Source organism: Nocardioides euryhalodurans (genome assembly GCF_004564375.1).
GTDB lineage: Bacteria > Actinomycetota > Actinomycetes > Propionibacteriales > Nocardioidaceae > Nocardioides > Nocardioides euryhalodurans.
Window position 1 is genome coordinate 1,256,135 of record NZ_CP038267.1, and the last position, 22,495, is coordinate 1,278,629.

The following is a 22,495-nucleotide window of genomic DNA, read 5'->3' on the forward strand; positions in this document are numbered from 1 at the left end:
GTAATCAGCGGCGGTGGGGCTCAGTCGAGTCGTGGGCGTCGTGATGCGCGAGGATCCGCTTCGCGGATTCCTCCGAGACGTCGCAGACCGACCAGTCGTTGCCGTCGACGTCGATCACGGCCAGGCGAGCCATCTGCTCGACTCGTCGTCGCTCGTCCTCACTCAGCTCCACGGACGAGTCGACGACGACCCAGTCGAACTGGCCGGGCGTGAACTTGCCGTAGCGGAGTGCCTCCCGCATGTCGACGGGATAAATGGCCGCCGCCTTGGGGTGCTTGCGGAGAAGCAGGTTGAGCATGGCCTGACTGGAGTCGACTCCGGCGTAGCGCTCGGGCGCAACTATCCCGAGATCCAGCACGCGCCCGGTCCCGCAGCCGATGTCGAGCACGTGCGGCGGGTACGTGCCTCGGACGCCGGCAAGGAGCTGCTTCACGCGATCAGGCTCGCCATCAGCGATCGGGTGCGTGGCATCCCACCACGTGGCGATTCCGTCGAAGGTCGTCTCGATGCCACTGATCGTGGTCTGCGCGTTCTGGATCCCGTAGAACAGTTCGGTCGTTGCCCTGTTCACCAGGGTTGTGTCCGTGAAGTGCCTGTCCTCGGTCCACCACCGGTACCGGCCGTCAGGGCTGACCAAGTAGATCTTCGTCAGCGAGTAGTACTTGCCCGGTTGACCATACGTGTGGATGACGCGGGCGGCGCGGACCATGTCATCGTGCGTGACGCCGGGCGTGCGGTTCTCGACCACGTAGTGGTGCGGCGCCGTCTCGGCGTAAGTCTTGGCAAAGGTCCACTCAAGCTCCGCGGCTCGCGAGAGCCACCACTCGAGGTCGGCCTGGGCAATGCGGTCCTGCGTCATCGGGTCTGTCCTGGGTTCGTTCGTCCGGTCCTGTCAGATCATCGTCTCGGCCACCGACAGAACCGAGCGGCGCGGGAAGCAGAAGAACTTAGGGATACCTGCTGACCTGCGCAAACGCAGGTATCCCGCTCCCGGATTCGGGCAGGTATCCCGAAATCGTGGATACCTGACGGCGCATCGTCGGGGGCATGTTCGACCCCAACAACCCGATCGCGACGTGGTCGGTCTCGACGATGCAGCGAGTCGCCCAGGAACCCACCCTTGCGGCCGCGGCACTCCGTTACGCCAACCTCGGAATCCCGGTGTTCCCGTGCGTGCCCGGCGGGAAGCAGCCGTTGACGCCCTACGGCTTCCACGACGCGACCTCCGTCGCCCGCGTCGTCCGCGCATGGTGGCAACGCACCCCTGACGCGAACATCGGACTGCCCACCGGCGGGCCCACCGGAGTGCTAGTCGTCGACGTCGACGTCCACTCCTCGGCCAGCGGCTTCGCTGCCTTCGAGCGAGCACGCAGCGAGGGCTTCGGCGACGCGTGGGCGTGGCTCGTGCGTACTCCCTCTGGCGGTCTCCACGCCTACTACCCGAACGTCCGCGGCCAGGAGCAGCGAAGCTGGCAGGCGCCCACCGCGCACGTCGACTTCCGCGGCGACGGCGGCTACGTCATCGCTCCACCGTCGCGGATCGCGGTCGACGGGGCAACGCGCTCGTACGACGTCATCGCGGTCGCCACCCATGCACCGAAGCCCGTGGATGCGGTCGAGCTCCGCCGGTTTCTGGAGCCACCCCGACCAGCGCGGCCGCTGCCACCCGCCGGCATGTCCTCAACCGGGTGCCGACCCGAGGCCCTGGCCCGAACCGTCGCGCTGACTCCGGAGGGCGGCCGCAACCACGCCCTCTTCTGGGCGTCGTGCCGCATGGCCGAGAACGGGCTCAGCCACGCCGACGCTCTGAGTTGGCTCATGCCGGCCGCGCAGTACGCCGGGCTTCCGGACCGCGAGATCGAGACCACGGTCAACTCCGCGTTCCGCATCGCCTCTCGGCTCGGCCCCGGGAGCCGCCCCCCTACCCCAGCGAGTGAAGGAATCCACCTGTGAACACGCACACCGAGTACCGCCGACACAGCTACCGCCCGCCGGAGCAGCCCACCGTCCCGGAGGGCGGCGCGTCCGGCAGCGACGAGCTCGCACGGCATCGCGACCCCTCACTTCAGTCGGCCCAGCCGTCACAGGCGCAGACGCCGAAGCGGGTCGCTTGGGTCCGCCCCACCGAGCTGGGTTCGTACCTCGGACCGATGGTCGGCCGCGGGATCGATCTCCAGGCCGAGCTCGTACGGCGAGCGCGCCGTACGCCGACCACGACGACCCGCACGCTCCGCCACCCCGCACCGGAGCGGTCGGCGACGCCCACCCCGCGCCAGGAAGGACTGGGATTGTGAACGCCTCGTTCGCCACCCCGGAAGGGCTGCGAAGCCTCCTGCAACGCCTGCACGAGCGCGACAGCGTCGGCTACTGGGCCTGGCGCCACGACCCCGAGGCGGAGCGGCTCATGCAGTTCACGATCCGCAAGTACCACTCGCTCGCGCGCACCCACAACTGCGAGCCGGAGGACTCGGCGTACGCCGCCTTCGAGGCGATGCGCACGCGCGCGGTCAGATGCGCCGACGACCCGTGGGCGGTCATCACTCGTGCCGTCCAGGTCAGCCTCATCGCCGAGGAACGCGCTGCCGGACTGCTCTGCTCGACCGCTCAGGCGCGCCGGCGCGAGGTCATGCGACACCACGACGCGCGTCGCTTCGGCGAGGACGAGACAGGCTTCCTCGAACTCCTCGCCGAGAGCCGCGGCCCGTCAACCGTCGATCCGGCCCCGTCCGAGCCGCGGCCAAAACTCGGCGAGACCGCCCCGACCACGGCGTTCGAGGCGCTCAACCTGGTGATCAGCATGTTCGTCGCCCTGGGCTGGCCTGCCAACAGCGCGACCTGCACCCTCGACTACATCGCCACACGGCTGATGGGGGCCGGCAACAGGCACGTCGCCCACGCCTACCTCCGGCGCGACCAGGCCGGCCGAGCCGCACTCGACCTGGACCGCGACTCCTGGGCGACCGTGCTCCGGGTCGTGCTCGGCAACCCCGACAAGGCCACGGCCGCCACACGTGCCGGCGTCGGCGTGCTTGCCATGCTCGTCTGCGACTGGAAGGTCGTCGACCTGCTCGCCGACGACGGGCTCGTCGTGGAGATCCGAGACTCTGCCCCGAAGGTCGCGAGGAGGATCGATGTCTGACAAGGGCCACATCGAGCTCGAGCGCCAGATCGACTCGATCACCGTCGGGGTACGCCATCGTCGCGACCTCGGCGATATGAGCGCCCTGATGCGGTCGATCGAGGAGGTCGGCCTCCTCCAGCCCGTGACCGTCACCCCCGACGGTGTCCTCGTATGCGGCTGGCGCCGCCTCGAGGCGCTGCGTCGGCTCGGCCGGCGCACCTTGAGCGTGTGGGTCCGCTCGGGCATCTCCGACCAACTCTCGCACCTGCTGGCTCAACAGGACGAGAACGAGCAGCGCAAGCCGCTCTCGCCCGTCGAGGCCGCACGCCTGTACGACGAGATCAAGGTCTTGGAGAAAGAAGACTCGCAGCGGCGACAGTCAGCGACGTGGTTCGGCCGCACCGGCAGTGATGGCAAAGCCACCGGTGGTGATGAGTCATCACCACCGCGCGGGAAGTCCCGCTCGATCGCCGCGCACATCGTGACAGGCACCAACGCGTCTCAGCGCCTTGAGCGGATCAACTGGATCAGATCTGTCGCCGAGGACAACAGCCTCGGCGGGTCCGTCCGCGAGTTCGCCGCCAACATGCTGCGCCAGATCGACAACGACGCGCCGGTCGCTCCGGCGTACAACCGTGTGAAGGCCGCCGTCGAACTGGCGAGCCAGCCGCCTTCCCCGTCACATGAGGAGCAGGACGAGGTCGCCCGGCTCGCCGCCGAGGCGCTTAAGCGCGTCCAGGAGGAAGAGAACGCCCAGCGGCTCCGGGCTCTGCGGAGCAAGGCCAAGCGCGCTCCGAAGCACCACAGTCCGCGGTCGTTCGTGCTGATGTGGTCCGAGCTCGAGGGGTGGACCGCGCTGTACGACGTCGCCGGAGCTTGCGGCTGCACTCAAGGACGACGACTGGGCGCGCTTCGAGCGCGTCGTCGCCGAGACGATCGAGCTGCGTGACCGGCTCCACGAAGTACGTACGGCGGCCGCGTCGGCCTGATCGGCGTACCTCCCGAGTGTCCGCCACCTCGACCTCGGAGCCTCGATGCGCAACCTCACCTGGCGCCAGATCGCCGTCATCCTCGGCTGCGTTCTCACCCTCGCGACCCTCGCCGTCGGCGTCTACGGACTCGTGCGTGGACCTCAGTCCGCCGAGTCCACCCCGGCGCCTCCACCGCCCGGAGAGTTCGAGGCGATCCCGGAGCAGGCGACGCCGGTGGTCACGCTCAAAGATCGCGCGCTCCCCCACACGAGCGATCCGATCGCGTACTCACGCGCCGTCGCGTCGTCACTGTTCGACTGGGACACCAGCCTCGGCTTCCTGCCCACCGACTACACCGCCGCCGTCCTGGCCGACGCCGACCCCTCCGGTGAGGAGACGCCCGGCCTGATCGCCGACGTGGCCACCTACCTGCCGACCGTCGACCAATGGCTCGACCTCGGGGCAATGGAAGTACGGCAGACGCTCGAGATTGATGACGCGTACGTCCCCGAGTCCTGGACCGCTGCGGTCCAGCAAGCCCACGGGCACCTTCGACCGGGCACGACGGCCGTCACCATCGCTGGGACGCGGCACCGGACGGGCGTCTGGAACGGCGAGAGTGCTGAGTCCTCGCACCCGGTCGCGTTCACCGTCTTCGTCGCTTGCGAGCCCTCGTTCGATCGCTGTCACGTCTTGCGGCTCTCGCAGGTCGACAACCCACTCAGGTGACGACGCCGTGGGCTTCAAGCTGTTCGCGGTTGGCGCGGCGGCCGCCGTACTCCTCGCCCCCGGCGCAGCAGTCCTGGGCGTCGCGACGCTCATCAGCCCGGCGGCGGCCGGTTCGGGCAGTTGCATGTGGGATGGTCAAGCGACCGAGAGCCTCGGCGTCAGCGGCCCGGTGCCTGACAGCCTCAGCGCGACGAACACCAGCGGCGAGACCGTCACCCTGAACCAGCAGCAGCTCACCCGCGCCGCCGCGATCATCGCCACCGGCCAGAGCGAGAACGTCCCGGCCCGTGGCCAGATGATCGCGATCATGACCGCGCTGATCGAGTCGTCGCTGCGGGTCCTGTCGAACATCGGCGCCTACCCCAACTCCGGCAACATCCCGAACGACGGTGACGGCAGCGACCACGACTCCGTGGGCCTCTTCCAGCAACGCCCCGCCGCCGGATGGGGCAGCGTCGAGAACCTGATGGACCCCGTCTGGTCATCCCGCGCCTTCTACGGCGGACCCAGCGGCCCGAACCACGGCTCGCCCCGTGGCCTGCTCGACATCGACGGATGGGCATCGATGGACCCCGGCGCCGCGGCCCAGGCCGTGCAGGTCTCGGCCTATCCCGACCGGTACGCCGTCAACCAGCCAATCGCGGAGAAGGTCCTGGCGACGCTGAGCGGCGTATCGCTCTCGAGCGACCTCGCGTGTGCTCAGCCGGTGGGCGACGTGCCGATGAATCTTCCCCCAGGGTTCGCTGGCGACTTCATCAAGGCCGCCGCATCCCAGCTCGGCAAGCCCTACGTCTGGGGCGGCGGCAACTTCGAGGGGCCCACAAGCGGTGGCTTCGACTGCTCCGGGCTTGTCCTGTACGCCGCGTACCAAGCGTCGGGCGGACGCATCCGTCTCCCCCACTACTCCGGCGACCAGATCCACGCCGGCACGAGCATCCCCTCTGACAAGAAGAAGCCCGGGGACCTGATCTTCTTCAGCTACCCGGGTGCGGGCGGCCCGCATCACGTCGCGATCTACGTTGGCGGTGACCGGATCCTCCATGCGCCCCGGACTGGCGACGTCGTCCGCTACGGGACGATCGGTGAATTTTCGGGCGAGGTCATCACGATCCGTCGGCTCGGCTAGCACCTGCGGATCGTTCTAGCGCAACACCGCATCTGTCGCGCGCATCCTGCCGTCTGCCCCAGATTCCACCTTGATATCGACGCGCGTACCCACCGTCAGAGCGTCAACTGCGACGGGAAGCACGGACTTGTGCATCAGGACTCGCCCGTGGACTGGCGACAACGCGAAGCCGAAGCCTCGATCTCCAATGGGCTCCGCGACGAGCGCCGCCGAGTGATCCTGAAGGGGCGGCTCCTGCAGTCCTGCCGGCTGCTCGGAAGCTACGAAGGTCGCACGCTCCTTTCCGTCCTGCGAGCCTGAGGCGAAGCAGACGCGGAGACCTGGCGTGACGTCCGCGTCCAGGACGCCGAAGACGTTGCCGAGGTGGAAGAACACTTCACGGTCCGTGCATGCGATGAACCCGAAGCCCCGGTCGGCGACATACCTGACGACCTCCCCCTCCTCCCAGCCGACCTGAGCCGGGATAGGTTCCGGATCCGTCGTCGCCTGCGATTCAGCCAACTCCAGCTCGCGCCGGACAGCCCCGGCCGCCGCCTGAACGAAGTCGAGGTGCGGACCTGTCCGCGCGGCCGACACAGCCAAGCGGCAACCAAACTTCGCACGGGTCAACGTGACGTAGGCGAGGTTGCGTTGTCGGGCGAGAGGCCCGCCCATGCTCCGTCCGAGTTCCTCGAATCCCAAGATGAGAACCCGGGAGGCCTCGACACCGCGGGACGAGTGGTACGTCACCAGACGTACGGCACCTTCGGGACGGAGGCTACGTCGCGCTTCGTTGTCGACCTGATCGATGTACGGGCATCCAACGAGCTCGAGTGCGCGGATGACACGTTGCCCGACGTAGTCACCGGCGTTGCCACGCTGCTGGTGGGCGTGGGGCTTCGGCACCAGGATGGCGAGGTCTCCGGGAGAGCCAAGACGTTCGAGTAGTTCAAGCTCTTCGGTAATGAGGCGCGCATAGGCACGAACCATTCCGTCCCGGTACTCGGCGACTGTCAGCTCGTCAGGCAACGCGGGAAGGTTGGCAAAGGCCGGGGGCTCACCCAACCGATCAAACTCCTCGCCACCCAGGTCGAGCGTCAGTTGGTCCTCGACGACCGGGTGACGAGCCACGAAATCCGGGATGCCATCCAGACTTGGGGAGACTTCGTGCGTGCAGCGGGCGACGAGGTGGTCCGCCCTCCCGCTCCGGTAAACCCGCTGCATCCGGTGTGCACGCTTCGCGCTCTCGACACGAGACTTGTAGGCGGTCAGCCACGGGGCCGGGTCATCGCGGTACAGGGCTTGGCCTCGTCCCTCGGCGACGAACCACTCCGCATCTGGCTCGCTCGACCAGCGCAGCAGCTCGTACATCCAGTCCTCAACATCTTGGGCTTCGTCGACAAGCACCGTGCTGAACCGCTCGGTGGGCTGCTCGTCCCGAATCAGTCGTCGGACCTTCGCCAACACCCATCCATCGAACCCGCTCGCGTTCTCGTGGTCCTCACTGACATTCGGGTATCGTTCGAGCAGCTGATGAACGTCAAGCACGTCGAGGTTCTCGGACCGATCACCAGTCACCACGTCCGCCAGCAGCATGCGACGAAGCTCCGAGGCTAAGACCTTGTTGTGGCAAGCTAGCACCACGTTCCGCCCCGCTCGTGCATGACCGAGAGCAATCTCCAGGAGCCGGAAGGTCTTGCCAGTGCCCGGCGGTCCGCTGAACAGCACCTCTCGGATGCCGGTGCCATCGACGGGTTGGACGTATAGGCGGCGGGTCTTGTTGAGAGACTGCTCCACCACCCGCATGCGCTCTACGTCGTTGCTCGTGGGCCCAACTGCCTCATCCGGGGAGATGGCGGACGCGATGCTCTGAATCGCTGACGCTGTGAGCGGAAACCGTCGGTCTTCACCACCCCCAATAGGCGGGTGGTCGATGACAGAGGCGAGGACCGCCCGGAGGGCTTCGGCAGACTGAAGATCCTCCTCGAAGATCATGCTCTTCGCCTGAGCGATCACTCCCGGATGTGCCCACTTCGAGACGAAGTCGCTGCGGCGAATCCTGGGGAAAGCAGCCGTCACGTGCACGAATGGGATGTGCTTCATTCCCGAGGACGAGCGAAGGAACTGAACCAGCCGCTGTTGTCCCTTGAGCGCCTGCTGGAGAGGAGTCTTGGTGCCCGGCCGATTCCTGATCTTGCAAGAGCCCTGGCCGTAATGCTCGATTTCCGAGAGCGGGACTCCCTTCACCTCAATCACGAAGACACCTAGTGACTCCACAGCCACGATCGCGTCAAGGTCCGTGACTCCCGCGAGATAGTTCACTCCGAACCAAAGATGGCTGTCGTCGCCACCAAACGAGACATGAGCTTCGGCGTGGATCCGCTCACCGCCCATCCCGTCACCGGATGGCAGCGGGGTGTGCAGGTGTGCCATCTCAACTCCTGCATCTCCAGCGGGCGCTAGCCCAAGAAGGCTAGCCAACCCCAGCGGCCGCAGCAGGTTCATTTCAGCAATCGCGCCCTAGGGACCTGATCGGACGAGTTCGGCCACCTACCTTGTGTGATCCAAAGTCTGGCTCTGGCCGATGATGTCAATCCCAACTTCGGCGCCGTCGGTGGCTCTGGCGAACTCCGTGCGATCGTCGGCGCCCTCCTGACATACGGACTGATCGTCGCTGTGCTGATGCTGGTCATCTCGGCAACGACCTGGGCGATCGCTTCCAGCTCGGGCAGCTGGCACACCGCCCAGAAGGCGAAGCTCGGCTGCTTCGTCGCCATCGGCGGAGCAGTGCTCACGGGGGCCGCGCTCACGTGGGCCAACTGGCTGCTGGACATCGGCCCGCACCTCTAAGGCGTCCGCCCGTCCGACGTCAGGAGCCTCCGATGGACCTACTCACAGCAGCACTCCTGCTCCCCCTCGACATCTCGATCGACCCGAACTCGAACGGCCTGCCAGGGATCGGCCAGCTCAAGAAGATCGTCGGCGCCTCGATGACGGTCGGGCTGGTCCTCGCCGTCCTCGCGTTGATCATCTCGGCGATCGTGTGGGCGCTGGGTGCCAACTCGTCGAACCCGCACCTCGCGGGCCGGGGCAAGCTCGGCGCACTCGTAGCCCTCGGTGCCGCCATCGTCTGCGGCGCGTCGGTGACTCTCGTGAACTTCTTCTGGAACGTCGGCCAGCAGGTCTGAGGGATCGATCATGGGCCTCTGCGACGTACCCGTTATCCACGAGGTCTGCAACGCCGCCGGCGACGCGGCCGGGGCTGTCGTCACGGCACCGTTCGATTGGCTTGCTCAGGGCATGGGTGGCGCGGCCGAGTGGATGTTCACCTCCGTCTGGAAGGTCATCGACACCACGACGTACGTCGACGTGACCAGCGGCGAGTACACGAAGGTCTACAACATCATGTTCGGCGTCGGCGTCTTCGTGATGCTCGGCTTCTTCATGCTCCAGGTCATCGGCGGCATGATCCGCCGCGAACCAGCGGCCCTGTCCAGAGCCGCGCTGGGACTAGCCAAGTCGATCCTCGGATCCTTCGTTGCGCTCGCCCTCCTCGCGACCGCGCTCGAGGTCACCGACCAGCTCTGCATCGGCATCGTCAACGCCGCCGGCACCAACATGAACGAGATGGGTGACAAGGTCGCCGTACTCGCCGCAGGACTCGGCGCCATCAACCTCAGCGCCCCCGGCGCCGGAGCGATCCTGACGATCTTCCTCGCCAGCCTCGCCATCATCGGCGCGATGGTGGTCTGGATCAGCCTCCTGATCCGCAAGGCACTCCTTCTCATCGCGATCGTCTTCGCACCGATCGCCCTCGCCGGCGCCAGCTGGGACCACACCAGGACGTGGCTGAGCCGGTGGGCGACGTTCGTGATCGCGATGATCCTGTCGAAGGTCGTCCTCATGGTGATCTTCCTGCTCGCCACCGCCCAGGTCTCGGCGCCGGTCGATGCCGATCTGGAGTCCGTCAGCCAGCCAATGGCGGGCGTCGTACTGATGCTGATGGCCGGGTTCGCGCCGTACCTGACCTACAAGGCTATCGCCTTCATGGGCTTTGACATGTACCACGCGATGTCGGCCGAGCAGGAGGCCAAGGCATCACTCAACCGGCCGATGCCGATCCTGCTCTCGCGCCGCACCGGCAGCGAGCCGGCGAAGGTCTTGGGCGACAGCAGCGCGGGCGGTGGCGGCGGTACGACGTCCGGCGCCTCGCCTGCGGCCACAGGACCATCAGGTGGAACCGGCGGCGGAGGCGCCGCAGCAGGTGGCGCCCCCGGAGGTGCTGCGGCGGCGGGCGGTGCAGTTGCCGGCGGAGTCGTGGTCGCGAAGGAGGCGGCCGCGGCCGGTCCTCAGCTCGGCAACTTCGTCGCCGCCCAGGCGACCGGCCAGGCACAGGCACATGAGTCCGCCAGTCCTTCGACCGTCCCACCCCCAGTCGCGGACTCGACGCTGGTCGACACCGCAGGGAAGAAGTGAGCGGCCGTGGCCACGACGACCCGCGAACCGGCGCTGACCCCGATCAAGTTCTCGCGGCTGACCCGACGCGGCGTTCTGCTCGGTCTCTCCGGCCCCCAACTCGTGATGGCCAGCCTCGCGTCGGGCACGTTGATCATCGGTCTGTACGTCGGCGCCGTGGTGATGACCTTCCCGATCATCCTGTTCTTCGTCGCGCTTGCGTTCGTCGGTGTCGGCGGGCGCAAGCTCATCGAGTGGGCGCCGATCGGCGCGCGCTGGCTGTGGCGATCAGCGGGCGGGCAGTTGCTGTATCGCCGTCGCGTCGTGAAGCCGCGTCCCGCGGGAACGCTGGCGCTGCCCGGTGACGCGGCTCGGCTGCATCAGTGGGTCGATCCCGAGACCGCGGCCGTGATGGTTCACGACCCGCACGCGGCGACCCTGACCGCGATCGTCGGTGTCTCCCATCCCGCGTTCGTGCTCCTCGACCCAGCTGAGCAGGAACGCCGTGTCGTCTCGTGGGGCCGGGTCCTCGCGACGGCATGCCGCTCCGGGCGAATCGCCTCCGTCCAGGTGATGGAGCGGACGCTCCCTGACTCCGGCAAGGGTCTGGCGGAGTGGTGGGAGCAGCACGGCAACCGCTCAGGCTCGTGGGCGTCGACGACGTACGGCGAGCTGGTCGACCGCGCTGGGCCCGCGGGTGAGCGCCATGCCTCGACCGTTTCCATCTCGTTGGACATGAAGGTTGCCGGGCGAGCGATCCGGGCTGCCGGCGGAGGCATGCGAGGGGCGGCGGCCGTACTCCGGCAGGAGATGGCGACCATGCTGGCCGCTCTTCGGTCTGCCGACCTCTCCCCCGGCGAGTGGCTGACGGCGGGCGACCTTGCGCTGATCTTGCGGTCCGCGTACGACCCTGCCGTTGCGGGCGCACTTGAGCGCCAGGGCGACATCGGCCGGGACCTCGCCACCGCAGGCCCCGTCGCGGTCACCGAATCTTGGGACTCGTTGCGCAGCGACTCCGCGCACCACTGCGTGCTCTGGATCAGCGAGTGGCCGCGGTCGCTCGTGTACCCCGACTTCCTCGCGCCCTTGCTGCTGTCCTCGGGGATCCGGCGGACCTTCACACTCCTCTACACGCCGATGCGCACCGACCGCGCTGCCCGCGACATCCGCAAGATGAAGACCGAGTACATCTCCGACGCGGCCCAGCGTCAGAAGATCGGCCAGATCGAGGATGCCCAGCAGACTGCGGAGTACCAGGACGTGCTCCAGCAGGAGGCGGACCTCACCGCCGGCCACGGGGTGCTGAGGACGAGTGGGTTCGTCGCCGTCAGCGCATCGGATCCTGATGAGCTCGAGCGGGCGGTTGCTGCGATCGAGCAAGCCGCAATCCAGGCGTCGTGCGAGACGCGGCGGCTCTGGGGCCAACAGGCCCAGGCTTTCGCCGTCGCATCGCTCCCCCTGTGCCGCGCTCTTTGACGCGCGAGCGCTCCTTCCACCAGAACAAGAAGCAGGTCGGTACCGCGCTGCCGACAAAGCACGGCCGCGGCGATTCGAGGTCAGCTCAACCCTCGTATTCCGTCGGCGCTATTCGGTAACTTCAACGCGTGTCCCAGAACCTCACTGAGTGGGTAGACGAGCAACTCCGCGAGACGGACCTCGATGACGAGGCAGCCCTCCTTGTCCTGGCCGCTCTCGAGCGTGACGAGGCCTTGGACGGCTATCTCAACGATGGTCAGCCCGTAAGCCGCCCTGAGCGATCCATTGCCGTCGGGGGGCCCGACGCGAACGGCGTGGTGTTGACGTCCATCACCGTCGAAGGATTCCGCGGTATTGGACAGGAATCGGAACTCAGGATCGCACCGAAACCGGGACTCACAGTCGTCGCGGGACGGAATGGATCGGGTAAGTCGAGCTTCTCCGAAGCACTCGAGCTCGTGCTCACGGGTGGGACGTACCGCTGGACGAACAAGAGTGCCGAGTGGCGTGATCAGTGGCGCAACCTTCATCACCCCTCCTCCAAGGTCTCCGTTAGCCTTGTGGAGGAAGGCGTCGGTCCGATCACGGTGTCAGCGACTTGGGCCGCCAACGAGAAGTCGGTCGAATCGCGCAGCGTAAAGGCGCAGGTACGCGGCGAGCCCCAGGTCGACGGGATCGACCATCTGGGCTGGCGAAGAGCGCTCGAGCAGTTCCGACCGATCCTGTCGTATGACGAACTTGGCGGAATGCTTGAAGGTAAGCAGTCCGAGCTGTACGACGCCTTGGCCAGCATCCTGGGTGTGGAACAACTCGGGGACGCCGTCAAGCGACTCAAGGCCAGATCGGACGTACGGAAGGGCCCGGGGACCGTCGCTGGGGCGAAGCGTCGGGAACTCCAAGCCCGGGCCGCCCAATCGACCGACGAGCGCGCCGTCGAGGCAGCGAGGCTGCTACGTAGGACCGACCCCGACACCGCCGCCCTGCGCGCACTGGCGACTGGTGGCCAGCAAGTGGATCGCGGCCCGCTGCCCGGACTCCGCGTGCTCGCGACGCTTTCCTCGCCCGAGGACCTGGCCACCGCCGCGGCGGTCAGGAGGCTCCGGGATGCGAAGAACGGGCTGGCCGACGCTGGCGCGAAGGTCTCACAACGCAACCGGGACCGATTGAAACTGCTGGAGCAGGGGCTCCTCTTGCATGCGACCCACGGCGACCAGACCTGCCCCGTCTGCCGTGCTGGCGACTTGGATGCCAGTTGGGCGGAGACGAGCAGAGAGCTCGCTGAGCATTCGCGGAAGCAATTCGAGGATGTTGAACTGGCGCACCAGACCTTCGAGCATGCTTTCGACGCACTCCGAAGGCTGCTACAGCCTCCTCCGGCGGTGCTGCGGTCCTCGCCGACGCAATCCGTCGCTGCGGCAGTGGAAGGGGCCAACGAGGCCTGGAGCGCTTGGAGCAACGTTTCGGTCTCCAAGGACGCTGACGGCGCTGATGCACTCGCAACCCATGTCGAGGCCTCCCTCCCTTCTCTCACCGCCGCGGTCACGTCACTCCGAGAGGCTGCGGCGGCGGAAGTTTCGGCGCTCGATGATCAGTGGCAGCCGCTGGCTGGTGCGATAGCGGGCTGGTGCGATGAGTGGGAGTCGTGGAAGCAGACCGAGCCGATCGTCAAACACTTGCAGGCGGCAGAGAAATGGCTGAAGGAGAACGACCTCCGCCTGAAGAACGAACGGCTGGCGCCCATAGCGGCCCAGGCTCGTGAAGCGTGGCAGCGGCTACGTCAGGAGAGCAACGTCGAGCTTGGCGGCCTGGAGCTCACCGGCACCAACACCTCGCGACGCCTCCGGGTCAGTGGGGCGATCGATGGCGAACCCGTCGGCTCGTTTGCAGTCTTCAGCCAAGGTGAACTCCATGCCCTCACCTTGGCGCTCTTCCTGCCGCGGGCAACGCTTGCAGATTCGCCGTTCCGGTTCGTCGTCCTGGACGATCCCGTGCAGGCGATGGACCCGGCGAAGGTCGATGGCCTCGTCGAACTCTTAGGGGAGCTGAGCAGGACTCGACAGGTCATCGTCTTCTCGCACGACGACCGGCTGCCCGCCGCCCTGCGACGCTCGTCGTACGACGCGACGATCCTCGAGGTCAACCGCGGTTCGAACTCACACGTGACGGTCACGACGTCGCAAGACCCAACGATTCGCTATCTCGCGGACGCGCATGGACTCATCAAAGAGTGGGAGAACGGCAACCTCTCAGAGGACGACCTGCGCCGGACACTCCCTGGCCTCTATCGGTTCGCGATCGAGTCCGCCGCAAAAGACCGGTACTTCGCCACGCAGTTGCAACACGGGGCCAGCATTCATGAGCTCGAGAAGGTCTGGACAGACACCCATGCCACCAAGCGCCGAGTGAACCTCGCCATCTTCGGCGGTCAACCAGCAGAACACCTAGCCCAGGCGTGGTCCAGCCCTGAGCACCGGAAAGCAGCTCTGGGCATCGCCGCATCCGGGTTCCACAAAGGTCTGAGCGGGTGGGTCGACCCGGACGACGCGCACTACAAGGCAAAGCGACTGGTGGACGATATTCGGACCGGCGCCAAATGAGCACCCTGCTCGCGAAGGCGGAAGCGCAACTAGAGCTGGACACGGCGCTCGCCGTGCGACGCGCGTGCTGGCTTGCTCGAACCGCGCTTGAAGCGCTCATCCTCGACCTCCTCCGAGCCAAGGGCATTAGCGCGGAGTTGTCCTCCGAGAGAAGCAAGCTGTCGTGCCTCGAGGGCGCTTACGCAGACGAGCGAGACCTGACATTCAAGGCCGAGTTCGCGTGGAACCGACTCAGCGAGGCATGCCACCAACACGCTTATCAGCTTGCGCCTACGTACTCAGAGGCGGAGCACCTCATCGGTCTCGTGGCCGAGTTGACCCAGCGTCGGGAGTCGGCATGAGCGAATCCGACGACTTCGAGTCGCCCTACTTCGATTGGGATAACGACAGGCTCTTCGACGCGGAGACACGCGACCTGATCGACCGGATCGCTCATGACCCTCGTTTCACCCGAGGGCACGAAGGCAGAGAGGTCGCAGCCGATCTGGCCGCCCACCTGCCAGAGGAGCGGAGGAGGAGGATCGAGAACGCCGCCTGGGAGGTCTTCAACACGACCGTTGGCAAGGATCTCGAACGCGAGGCAGAGAGGATCGTTCAGGGCGCACTCGCGGATCCTGACTTCGACGCACTCCAGGAATGGGGAGGCGAGGATCCGGCCGACGACTACTTCGCCACGCAGGTCGCCGGGCGCGACCCACGCCTCCGGTCCGAGATTGAACAGCAGCTGTGGGCATCAGCCAACTACCGGGAGCGCCAAGAGCGGGCCCGAGATGAAGTTCAACGAGTTGCCCAAGAGATCCTCCTGGGCCTTCCCCGCGAGGTAATGGACCGGCTAGTTCTATGCAGCCGGAACGCCGATCGAGAAGCGCTTCTGGCTGACTGGATCGGCGCCGCGTCGTCACGCCGGCGCGGCTGGATTGCCTACTTCGCCCAACGATCGGCCAAAGAGACCGAGGAGGAGCGCGTACAGGACAGATATGCGTCTGCCGCCAAGATCCTTGTCTCTATGGGCAAGCCCAAGAAGGTCGTGGCAGAGGCCCTCGCGGTTTCTTCCGGACGACTTGAGAGACTCCTGGACCGGAGCACCGGGGCCGACCTTGAAGACGACGATCCATTGTGTGTTCGAGTCCCGGAACTGATCGGTACAGGATCTTCGTGGCGCCTGGCGCCCCCTCCGACTCCGCGAAGTCGACCCAAGTCGTTCTCAAGCATGACAGTGGCTGAGCGGGAAGAGCTGGCGGCTGAGACAGACGATCAAACTCTTCAAATGCGCCTGGCGCATTTGGGCTCGCGCCGCATCTCAGAAGCCCTGATCGACCGCTATGCGCACGCCGGCGACCTCGGCGAAGACGTTCTCCGAGCGCTTCTGGACAAGTACCCGTCGCCCTGGATGCGTCCAGAAATGGCGGCCGCTCACCGCATGCGCCCACTTCCAGCGGGTCTTGCGCTGGAGTTAGCATCCGCGGAACCAGAGATCCTAATGTTTTGTGACGATGAGACCGCCTTGCGAGCGTCAGAGGCCGGACGCGCCGAGTTCGAACCAGTGCTGGCCCTTCGCAACGAAGACAAAAGTACGATCAGCCGCCTGCTGGATGGGGATCCTAAGAGCGACGAGTGGCGAACGCTCGTTGATCTGCTGGTCGAGTATCCCCTTAGCGAGGACCTACGAAGTTCGTATTCCTTCGCCGAGGTGCTCCTCCGCGCAGCTCGGCGCTCGCTCGATGTGGAGTACGCCCACCTGCTTCAACTGATCGCGTGCCAGAACGAAAACGTGGTCCAGGACATGATCCGGGCAAGTTCCACTGGTGCCCCAGCCATGTCCCCCGCGGCGATCGTCACCGCAGCGCTGGGTTCATACCATCGCTCTGGAACTGGGGCCAGGGCTGGCGTACTGCCAAGCGCCCAGAAGCTTTGGGCCGGCGCCGACCTGACCAGCGAGCACGCAACGGCCCGCCGGGCGGTGACAGAGCGAGGCGCCCATTCCACGACCATTGAGACCGAGCACGACATCTTCGTCGCAACCTCGGATGCCATCCGCTGCTTCAACAAGTCCGAGTCCCCGAGCTACACGTACGTCTACCTTCGATTGGCGTCCGACGAGCGATTCGGCTTCATAGTTGGTGGGTCGTCCTTGCCCGCGCTCGGGTATCACCGAGAGGTCATGGCTCATCCCTACGACCAGAACCTGCCGCAGGTCACCGCCATCGTCTGGCCTCTGCCCTTTCAACCTGCCATCTACTCGGTCGGCAGCGCTGGATCAATCGCCGTCAGCGAAGGGCGGACGGCCCTCATCGAACGGGATGTCGACGCCGGGGACGAATCGTGGACGGTTGTCGGCGGAGTGGAGGGCACCGGCCTGCGAGCTACGTCAGAATCGGGCGACACGCTTGACCACCCCTCCGAAGACGCCCTGTTCATGATGCTCGTAGGCGTCGAGTCAGGCGAGAGCTCCTACTTGATTGTCGACGTCCTCGACGACGACAGCGGCCAGACATATGCGCAGACCTCACGGAATGACGACGGCACCTATCTCGTCGAGTATCGGGATGGAGGCCCCGACCACCACTACGGGACAACCGTGGACGGCATGCGTGCCGCACACGCCCTGATCGCGGCATGGGCATTCCAAACGCCCGCCTGGCGCGAGATGGCCAACTGGCACAGGGTGAGGCTGTAGAGCCAAGCAAACAGATCAGCGGTACTGCCTGTTTGACCCCTGCGTCGATACCCCCGATGAAGGGAACGTCGAACCCTGGGTGCTCTTCAGTCGACACCACGGAGCAGCAGGCGCACCTCATCGATGAGACCCATCGACCGAGGGAGCCACCTATGCCCACCTTCAATGACCCGGTCGCCGACGCTGACGAACTCCGGGAAGCAGTCCGCGGCCTTGCTCACGCGACGCGCACGATCGACGATCCGACCGCGATCTACGCAGTTCTGGGTTCCATCAGTTCCGCTCTCGCATCGCTGAGCCAGTCACTGCACCAGCTCGGGGAGTTCCACGACGGGCCGACCCGCAAGCAGGCTTGGATGAACGGCGATGCCTACGCCGGGCGGGCAGCGTCGTACAGGGAGTCCTGGGAACTCCATCGCGCGGCCGAAATGATCCACCAGGTCGCCGAATGCGTAGATCGGGCACACGAGATCGAGGCGACGATCGCTTACGACATCCGCGACTACCCGTCATTCGCTCCAGTTCAGCGCTCCACGCACCAGCCAGGGATGTCGCTGTGACCGGGTGGCAGGACGGGCGCCTCCACTCCGCCGTACTCGTCTCGCCGGGACGAGAACGGCGGCACGATCGCAGGCTCCGCAAGGCCGCGGCACGAGAACTCCTCTCCGCCAACCGCGAAGCCCGGCGCGCCGAAGCCAAGCGCAAGGCCGAGGAACTGTCGGCCGAGAAGCGCGCGACCGTGACGCTCCCCCGGGCCGGCGAACCCGGCCCCGCCACACTGCGGACGCCCGGACGGTTCCGCGTCCCACGCCACCAGGACACCTCGGCGACCTTGGCGGGCGCGTACCCCTTCCTCGCCGAAGGCGGCCTCGGCAGCGAAGGCGTGTTCGTCGGCCAGGACCTCTACTCGGGGAGCTCGTTCGTCTACGACCCCTGGATCCTCTACGCCCGCGACCTCATCACCGCACCGAACCTCGTACTCGCCGGGATCGTCGGTTCCGGCAAGTCCTGCCTCGCCAAGAGCCTCTACACAAGATCGATCCCCTTCGGCCGCCGCGTCTACGTCCCCGGCGACCCCAAGGGCGAGCACACCGCCGTCGCAGAAGCCGTCGGCGGTCGGGCCATCGCGCTGGGACATGGCATGGCCAACCGCCTGAACCCGCTCGACGAGGGCCACCGTCCGTCCGGGCACGACGACGCCCAGTGGGCGAGCCAGGTCGCATCCCGTCGCCGCGACCTCGTGGGTGCCCTGGCGGAGACCGTGCTCGACCGCCGCCTAACCCCACTCGAGCACACAGCTGTCGACATCGCCATCGACCGCACCGTCCGCGGCGCCGACGTCCCAGTCCTCCCGATGGTCGTCGACCGGCTCCTTGCCCCGGATCCGGCCGACGATCCCGACGGCCGACTCACGGAGGACGGACGACTGGTCGGTCACGCTCTCCGTCGCCTCGTCGCGGGCGACCTCGCGGGGCTCTTCGACGGTCCCTCGACGGTGGCGTTCGACCCGAGCCTCCCGATGATCTCCCTCGACCTGTCCCGCGTCACCGAGAACGCCACCCTCATCTCTGTCCTGATGACGTGCGCCTCGGCCTGGATGGAGTCGGCGTTGCTTGACCCGAACGGCGGCCAGCGCTGGGTCGTGTACGACGAGGCCTGGCGCCTGATGTCCCACCCCGCACTACTGCGCCGGATGGACGCCCACTGGCGCCTCGCACGGCACTACGGCATCGCGAACATGCTGATCTTCCACAAGCTCACCGACCTCGACAACGTCGGCGACTCCGGCTCCGCCATGCGCGCGCTCGCTTCGTCACTCCTCGCCAACGCCGAGACCCGCATCGTCTATCGCCAGGAAGCTGACCAGCTCGTCGCAACGTCAGCGGCACTGGGCCTCACTGGCATCGAGCAGTCACTGATCCCCACGCTCGGCACCGGCCAGGGACTGTGGCGGATCAAGAACCGCTCCTTCGTCGTACAGCACCAGATGCACCCCGCCGAGCTCGAACTCTTCGACACAACCGGTCGCATGACAGGAGCGGCGTCATGACCACTCAGGTTCGAGGACGAGCGGGTCGCGAAGCGAAGCTCGAAGCGCTCCAGGAGCAGTTGTCCGAGTCCGTCGCTGCGCTGGTGACCGGTGAGGACTGGAAGCGCGCCCTGACCTTCGCCGCCCAGTTCCGCGGGCGCAGCTTCGGGAACTCGATGCTGATCGCGGCGCAGCACTTCGCGGCGTACAAGGAGAGCAGGGTGCCCGAGCCGACGCCGACGTACGTGGCCGGCTTCCACCAGTGGCTCTCGCTCGGCCGCAGCGTCGCGAAAGGCCAACGCGGCTACGGCATCCTCGCCCCCGTCACCGGCCGGTTCGCCTCGTTGACGCCTGACGACCCGAACTCTTGGCGACGCTTGGGGCGCCACGAGAAGCCTTTGTCTGGCGAGTACGCCCGCACCCGGATGATCGGGGTCAAGCCGACCTACGTCTGGGACATCTCCCAGACCACAGGTGACCCTGTGCCCGAACTTCCCCGCCCCTCCCTGCTGCATGGCCAGGCCCCGACCGGGCTGTGGGACGGGCTCGCCGACCAGATCACAGGCGCAGGCTTCGAGCTCCGTCTGGTCTCCTCAGCCGCGGCGATCGGCGGCGCCAACGGGCTGACCGACTTCCTCTCCCGCGAGGTGTCGATTCGCATGGACATGGACGAGGCGGCCCAGGTGAAGACGCTCGCCCACGAGCTCGGCCATGTTCTTCTCCACGCGCCCCCTGAGAGCGCCCTGTCAACCGAGGTGGCCGCCGACGCGACCTTGCACCGTGGGATCGCCGAGGTGGAAGCCGAATCCGTCGCGCTCATGGTCGGTGCCGCACACGGGCTCGACACCTCCTCCTACACGGTGCCGTACGTGTCGACCTGGGCAGCGAGTGTCCCGGGCAAGAACCCGGTCGAGGTCGTGCAGTCGACCGCCGAGCGCGTCCGCGCGACGGCGCTCGGCATCCTCGACAATGTCGACACACAGCAGGTCGGCGACGGCAACCCGCCTGGGCTCGACCGCGAAGCCCTCAGCCACCGGACCGGGAGGGCTCCGGTCGTCACCGCCGCGCGGCGCCATGGATCGGCTCTCGAGCTATGAAGATCCCAGTCGTCCTCAGTGTCGTTCACGTCGCCATCGACGCCGACGGCGTCATGACGGTCGACGTCGACGGTGTCCCGCGCGAATCTGAGCAGGGCAGAACTCGCGGTGACCTTCGCGCTGTCATCGACGAGATCACCTCCGATATCGGCGCGCCCGTGCGCGTCGAGGTGCGCGAGGCCGACGGCTCGACGTACGCCGACATCGCGACTCCCCCAGGGAGCTCGGCACCAGCCGCCGCGGAGTCGTCACCCAACTCGCCAAGTCCTGCGCTCGCTGGTTCCGGGTTCCAGCCCGGCGAGGAGGTCGCGCTGGCGTACGTCGTCGTACGCCAGAACGCCGATGCGGAAGGCAACGCGTCACTCAACCTCCCTCCCGCACTGCTCGCTGCAGCGCGCGGCGGACTCGTGCTCTTCGGGATGACCTCACGGACAGTGGCCCCATTCGAGGCGCCGGCGTGAACCCAGCAGGACGTGGCGCGAACGACGAGCTCGTGAACCTTGCACTCATCGGGCTGGTGGCGGCGTGCGCTCTGGCGCTGGTGCTCCGCGCCGCTGCCACTGCCGCCGCGGTCGTGACGGGCGCGGCCACACCTGAGGGTGGGATCGCGAGCGGACTGCGCGTGCTCGCCGATCCGAGCCGACCGGCGCGGGCGTTCGAGGCGCCCGGGTTGTCGGCGATCGCGTACTGGAGCGTGGTGTCGCTGCTCATCGGCGTCGTCGCAGGGATGGTCGGGTGCGTGTGTCGAGTGGTGGCTCGGCTCCGCCACCGGACTGCTCGAGATCCCCACCGGATCCAGGGCACGGCAACAGCGCGGGACATCGATGCGACCGCGTCGAAGAAGGCCCTGGTACGACGCGCCGCCTCCCTCCGTCCCTCGATCCGCCACCCTCGCGCTAACGATGTCGGCTACCTGATCGGGCGCAGCTGCCGTCGTGAGATCTGGGCCTCGGTCGAGGACTCGATCCTGGTGATCGGTCCACCACGTTCCGGCAAGGGACTCCACCTCGTCATCAATGCCATCCTCGACGCGCCTGGCGCCGTCGCCACCACCTCCACACGGCCAGACAACATCGCCGCCACCATCGGCGCCCGGCGGGAACGCGGGCCGGTCGCCGTCTTCGATCCGCAGCACCTCACTGCGGGCCTGTCCGTCGTCGACAGGTGTGGCGTTCGATGGTCGCCAATCCGCGGCTGCGAGCAGCCCCTGACCGCGATGATCCGCGCTTCAGGCCTGGCGTCGTCGACCGGACTCTCGTCCGGTGGCACGGAGTCCGGCGGCTTCTGGGAAGGCAAGGCCCGCTCTGCCCTTCAGGCGCTCCTCCACGCGGCCGCGCTCGAGAAGCTGCCGACGCGGGCCCTCTTCGAGTGGTCGCTGTCCGCCTCTGCCGCAACCGACGCCGTCGGCATCCTCGCCAGTCACCCGCAAGCCGCAGCGGGATGGTCGGACTCGCTCGAGGGCATGATCAACTCCGACCCTCGCACCCGTGACTCCATATGGATGGCCGTCGCCCAAGCCCTCTCCTGCCTCGCCGACCCTGCCGTGCTTGACGCCGTCAGCCCCAAGGCCGGCGAGGCGTTCGACCCGCGTGACTTCCTCACCCAGAACGGCACGCTCTACCTGCTCGCCACGGGAGGTGGTGCTGGAGCCTCGTGGCCGCTCGTCGCCGCGTTCATGGAAGACCTCACGGAGGTCGCACGCCACCTTGCCGCCTGCTCACCCGGCTCACGCCTGGACCCTCCCGTGCTCATGGCACTCGACGAGATCGGCAACCTCGCGCCGCTTCCCTCGCTCCCGGTCCTCATGGCCGAGGGAGGCGGGACCGGGATCACGACAATGCCCGTCCTCCAATCTCTGGCTCAGGCGCGCAACAAGTGGGGCGACCATGCGGCCAGCACCATCTGGGACGCCTCGATCGTCAAGGTCATTTTCGGGGGCTCCTCAGCCTCGAAGGACCTGCAAGAGCTGTCGGTGCTGATCGGGGAGCGCGACGAGCACTCCTACACAGTGAGCATCGGCGACTACGGACAACGCTCGCTCCAGCGGTCGAGCCGGCGGGTCGCGGTCCTGCCGCCGGAGCGAACCCGCACGCTTCCCTTCGGTACCGGACTCGTGCTGCTCCGAAGCGCCCCACCGATCGTTACCGACCTCCGCCGCTGGACGGCTCGGTAGGCAGTCGCCGGGCGCGTTCGTTCCGCCCAGTAAGCATGAGCGGACCACCCGGCCCGGCGCGAGGA

At 67.0% G+C, this 22,495-nt stretch carries 20 protein-coding genes; 18 read left to right on the plus strand and 2 right to left on the minus strand.

Going from position 1 to position 22,495, the window contains the following annotated elements:
* Positions 1-4 precede the first annotated feature (4 nt).
* Positions 5-859 carry a class I SAM-dependent methyltransferase gene (locus EXE57_RS05890; protein WP_135074972.1) on the minus strand — a complete coding sequence of 285 codons (855 nt, stop codon included), beginning with the start codon at positions 857-859 and terminating at the stop codon, positions 5-7.
* A 188-nt stretch (positions 860-1,047) separates the two neighbouring features.
* Between EXE57_RS05890 and EXE57_RS05895 the strand changes: the two genes are divergently transcribed.
* From EXE57_RS05895 to EXE57_RS05920, 6 genes are all read left to right on the plus strand, one after another.
* A complete protein-coding gene (locus EXE57_RS05895) occupies positions 1,048-1,953 on the plus strand; it encodes a bifunctional DNA primase/polymerase (RefSeq protein ID WP_135074975.1) in 906 nt (301 codons plus the stop codon).
* A complete protein-coding gene (locus EXE57_RS05900) occupies positions 1,950-2,294 on the plus strand; it encodes a hypothetical protein (RefSeq protein WP_135074978.1) in 345 nt (114 codons plus the stop codon). The genes EXE57_RS05895 and EXE57_RS05900 overlap by 4 nt, the downstream gene beginning before the upstream one ends.
* Positions 2,291-3,139, plus strand: a complete 849-nt coding sequence (locus EXE57_RS05905; RefSeq protein WP_135074982.1) for a serine/arginine repetitive matrix protein 2 — start codon at positions 2,291-2,293, stop codon at positions 3,137-3,139. Before EXE57_RS05900 ends, EXE57_RS05905 begins: the two co-directional genes overlap by 4 nt.
* The gene (locus tag EXE57_RS05910; protein ID WP_135074985.1) at positions 3,132-4,070 is read left to right on the plus strand and encodes a ParB N-terminal domain-containing protein; all 939 of its coding nucleotides are present in this window, start codon (positions 3,132-3,134) and stop codon (positions 4,068-4,070) included. Before EXE57_RS05905 ends, EXE57_RS05910 begins: the two co-directional genes overlap by 8 nt.
* A gap of 85 nt (positions 4,071-4,155) precedes the next feature.
* Positions 4,156-4,821 carry a hypothetical protein gene (locus EXE57_RS05915; RefSeq protein WP_135074988.1) on the plus strand — a complete coding sequence of 222 codons (666 nt, stop codon included), beginning with the start codon at positions 4,156-4,158 and terminating at the stop codon, positions 4,819-4,821.
* Positions 4,822-4,828: 7 nt separating this feature from the next.
* Positions 4,829-5,947 carry a C40 family peptidase gene (locus EXE57_RS05920; RefSeq protein ID WP_135074991.1) on the plus strand — a complete coding sequence of 373 codons (1,119 nt, stop codon included), beginning with the start codon at positions 4,829-4,831 and terminating at the stop codon, positions 5,945-5,947.
* A gap of 15 nt (positions 5,948-5,962) precedes the next feature.
* Here EXE57_RS05920 and EXE57_RS05925 read toward each other — a convergent pair whose 3' ends face one another.
* Positions 5,963-8,359 carry an AAA family ATPase gene (locus tag EXE57_RS05925; protein WP_167305832.1) on the minus strand — a complete coding sequence of 799 codons (2,397 nt, stop codon included), beginning with the start codon at positions 8,357-8,359 and terminating at the stop codon, positions 5,963-5,965.
* 126 nt (positions 8,360-8,485) lie between these two features.
* Here EXE57_RS05925 and EXE57_RS05930 point away from each other — a divergent pair, with 126 nt between their 5' ends.
* From EXE57_RS05930 to EXE57_RS05985, 12 genes are all read left to right on the plus strand, one after another.
* Positions 8,486-8,776 (plus strand): DUF6112 family protein, encoded by a 291-nt coding sequence (locus EXE57_RS05930; protein ID WP_244247009.1) that lies wholly within the window; start codon positions 8,486-8,488, stop codon positions 8,774-8,776.
* Positions 8,777-8,808: 32 nt separating this feature from the next.
* On the plus strand, positions 8,809-9,114 hold the full coding sequence (locus EXE57_RS05935) for a DUF6112 family protein (RefSeq protein ID WP_135074997.1): 306 nt from the start codon (positions 8,809-8,811) through the stop codon (positions 9,112-9,114).
* A 10-nt stretch (positions 9,115-9,124) separates the two neighbouring features.
* The gene (locus EXE57_RS05940) at positions 9,125-10,402 is read left to right on the plus strand and encodes a TrbL/VirB6 family protein (protein ID WP_135075000.1); all 1,278 of its coding nucleotides are present in this window, start codon (positions 9,125-9,127) and stop codon (positions 10,400-10,402) included.
* A 6-nt stretch (positions 10,403-10,408) separates the two neighbouring features.
* Entirely contained in the window at positions 10,409-11,857 is a 1,449-nt protein-coding gene (locus EXE57_RS05945; protein ID WP_135075003.1) for an SCO6880 family protein, read from the plus strand.
* 128 nt (positions 11,858-11,985) lie between these two features.
* A complete protein-coding gene (locus tag EXE57_RS05950; protein ID WP_135075006.1) occupies positions 11,986-14,454 on the plus strand; it encodes an AAA family ATPase in 2,469 nt (822 codons plus the stop codon).
* Positions 14,451-14,795, plus strand: a complete 345-nt coding sequence (locus EXE57_RS05955) for a hypothetical protein (RefSeq protein ID WP_135075009.1) — start codon at positions 14,451-14,453, stop codon at positions 14,793-14,795. Before EXE57_RS05950 ends, EXE57_RS05955 begins: the two co-directional genes overlap by 4 nt.
* Positions 14,792-17,131, plus strand: a complete 2,340-nt coding sequence (locus EXE57_RS20135; RefSeq protein WP_244247010.1) for a hypothetical protein — start codon at positions 14,792-14,794, stop codon at positions 17,129-17,131. Before EXE57_RS05955 ends, EXE57_RS20135 begins: the two co-directional genes overlap by 4 nt.
* 152 nt (positions 17,132-17,283) lie before the next feature.
* Positions 17,284-17,691 (plus strand): hypothetical protein, encoded by a 408-nt coding sequence (locus EXE57_RS05965; protein WP_135075012.1) that lies wholly within the window; start codon positions 17,284-17,286, stop codon positions 17,689-17,691.
* Complete coding sequence (locus tag EXE57_RS05970) at positions 17,688-19,181, plus strand: TraC family protein (protein WP_135075015.1); 1,494 nt, start codon at positions 17,688-17,690, stop codon at positions 19,179-19,181. The genes EXE57_RS05965 and EXE57_RS05970 overlap by 4 nt, the downstream gene beginning before the upstream one ends.
* Positions 19,178-20,257: an ArdC-like ssDNA-binding domain-containing protein gene (locus tag EXE57_RS19930; protein WP_208542987.1), complete on the plus strand. Its 1,080-nt coding sequence runs from the start codon at positions 19,178-19,180 to the stop codon at positions 20,255-20,257. Before EXE57_RS05970 ends, EXE57_RS19930 begins: the two co-directional genes overlap by 4 nt.
* The gene (locus EXE57_RS05980) at positions 20,254-20,718 is read left to right on the plus strand and encodes a hypothetical protein (RefSeq protein WP_135075018.1); all 465 of its coding nucleotides are present in this window, start codon (positions 20,254-20,256) and stop codon (positions 20,716-20,718) included. The genes EXE57_RS19930 and EXE57_RS05980 overlap by 4 nt, the downstream gene beginning before the upstream one ends.
* Positions 20,715-22,430, plus strand: a complete 1,716-nt coding sequence (locus EXE57_RS05985; protein WP_135075021.1) for a type IV secretory system conjugative DNA transfer family protein — start codon at positions 20,715-20,717, stop codon at positions 22,428-22,430. Before EXE57_RS05980 ends, EXE57_RS05985 begins: the two co-directional genes overlap by 4 nt.
* Positions 22,431-22,495 lie beyond the last annotated feature (65 nt).